Below are 2244 nucleotides of genomic sequence, written 5' to 3'. Positions count from 1 at the left end.
TTGCCCTCAACAAACGCGCTCGCCACGAATACTTCATTGAAGAAGAGTTCGAAGCGGGGATGTCGCTACAGGGATGGGAAGTTAAATCACTCCGCGCCGGTAAAGCCAATATCAGCGACAGCTACATTTTGCTGCGCGATGGCGAAGCCTATCTGTTCGGTTCCACTTTCCAGCCGCTGGCTGTTGCCTCTACACACGTGGTGTGTGACCCCACGCGTAGCCGCAAGCTGTTGCTGAAGCAGCGCGAACTCGATTCGCTTTACGGCCGAGTCAACCGCGAAGGTTTCACAGTGGTTGCACTGTCGATGTACTGGAAAAACGCCTGGGCCAAGCTGAAGATCGGCGTGGCGCGCGGTAAGAAAGAACACGACAAGCGTAACGATGTGAAAGATCGCGAATGGCAGATGGATAAAGCACGTATTATGAAGAATTCAAAGCGTTAAGCACTGGATTCAACCGTCACTTTTCTGTAGTATAAGAAGTTCTTGGGGCTGATTCTGGACTCGACGGGATTGTGAAGCCTTAGGTGCATGTCGAGGGGCGGTTTGCCTCGTTAAAAGCCGCAAAAAAATAGTCGCAAACGACGAAAACTACGCTTTAGCAGCTTAATAACCTGCTAAGAGCCCTCTCTCCCTAGCTTCCGCTCTTAAGACGGGGATCAAGAGAGGTCAAACCCAAAAGAGATCGCGCGGATGCCCTGCCTGGGGTTGAAGTGCTAAAACTAATCAGGCTAGTTCGTTAGTGGCGTGTCTGTCCGCAGCTGGCGTGCGAATGTAAAGACAAACTAAGCATGTAGTACCGAGGATGTAGAAATTTCGGACGCGGGTTCAACTCCCGCCAGCTCCACCAAAATTCTCCATCGGTGACACCAGAGTCATCCGATGAAGTCCTAAGAGCCCGCATGGCGCAAGCCCTGCGGGCTTTTTTGTGCCTGTAATCTTCCGAGACGTTCCGCCTGAATCCAGAGATAATTGGTACACTTTATAATGTGTACCAAAAACGTGTACCAATTATGGACGGAAACCAGTCATGGCGCAGATGACACGCCCACTCACCAATAACGAAATCCTCAAAGCTAAGCCTCAAGAGTAAGACTTCACACTGCATGATGGCGACGGCCTTTTCCTGCTCGTCTAAACATCAGGTAAGAAGCTGTAGCGTTTTCGCTATCAGCGACCGAATAGCACCAGTCGCACAAATCTCAGCATTGGCTCTTACCCTGCCCTGACGCTCGCTGGCGCACGCCAAATGCGTGACCAATATCTTTTGATGCTTGCGCAAGGGATTGCCCCGCAGAAGCAGCAAGAGGAAGTTTCAGAGCAACGTCAAATTGAGCTGGATGGTATTTTTTCAGTTGTTGCCGGAAGGTAATTCCTGCCATGAGCAAAAGCGTTACCGAAGATTATGCGAAGGATAATTGGCGGTCGCTTGAGAAGGATGTCTTCCCTGCTATCGGTGAGATTCCTGTTCAGGCACTCAAGGTCAGAACGATTGTTGAAGCACTGGAGCCGATTAAAGCTCGCGGCGCGCTTGAGACGGTTCGCCGGTTAGTGCAGCGCATTAACGAGATCATGATTTTTGCAGTCAACACAGGGTTGATTGATGCGAACCCTGCTTCGGGCGTTGGTATGGCTTTTGAAAAACCCAAGAAGCAGAACATGCCAACCTTACGACCGGAAGAACTACCAAAGCTAATGCGCTCATTGGTCATGTCCAATCTTTCAATCACCACACGTTGTTTAATCGAGTGGCAGCTTCTTACCCTTGTACGGCCGTCAGAAGCCTCTGGAACACAGTGGGCAGAGATCGACTTCGATTTAAACCTTTGGGTTATTCCAGCGGAGCGCATGAAGGCCAAGCGCGAACATGTCGTTCCTTTATCGAAACAAGCTCTCGATATTCTTGAGGTTATGCGGCCTATCAGTGCTAACCGACAATATGTTTTTCCAAGTCGAAACAATCCCAAAGAGCCAATGAATAGCCAGACTGCGAATGCGGCATTAAAGCGAATATGTTATGGCGGTAAGTTGGTTGCTCATGGGCTTCGTTCCATTGCTATTACAGCTATGAATGAGGCTGGTTTAAACCCTGACGTAATAGAGTCGGCGCTAGCCCATTCAGACAAAAATGAGGTTCGTAGGGCATATAATAGATCCACTTATCTCAAGCAGCGAGTCGAACTTATGGATTGGTGGGGAAGTAAAGTTAAAGAGAATAAAGGCTGACATTAGCCAGCCTTTATTA

General features: G+C 49.3%; 1 protein-coding gene, 1 other RNA gene and 1 pseudogene. All 3 read left to right on the top strand.

All coding sequences use genetic code 11. The features are described from left to right. Window positions 1–443 (top strand): SsrA-binding protein SmpB (gene smpB, locus QMM04_RS22260; protein WP_282997075.1); only part of this gene is annotated, 443 nt, incomplete at its 5' end. A 44-nt stretch (window positions 444–487) separates the two neighbouring features. Then, window positions 488–849: a transfer-messenger RNA gene (gene ssrA / locus QMM04_RS22255) on the top strand. Between the two features lie 180 nt (window positions 850–1029). Continuing rightward, window positions 1030–2225 (top strand): annotated as a pseudogene (locus QMM04_RS22250) (integrase domain-containing protein). Window positions 2226–2244 lie beyond the last annotated feature (19 nt).

The sequence above is a fragment of the Pantoea sp. Pa-EAmG genome (genome assembly GCF_030024295.1).
In the GTDB taxonomy this organism is placed as follows: domain Bacteria; phylum Pseudomonadota; class Gammaproteobacteria; order Enterobacterales; family Enterobacteriaceae; genus Pantoea; species Pantoea dispersa.
The sequence above is the reverse complement of the archived record's forward strand: the minus strand, read 5'-3'. Positions and strand labels throughout refer to the sequence as shown.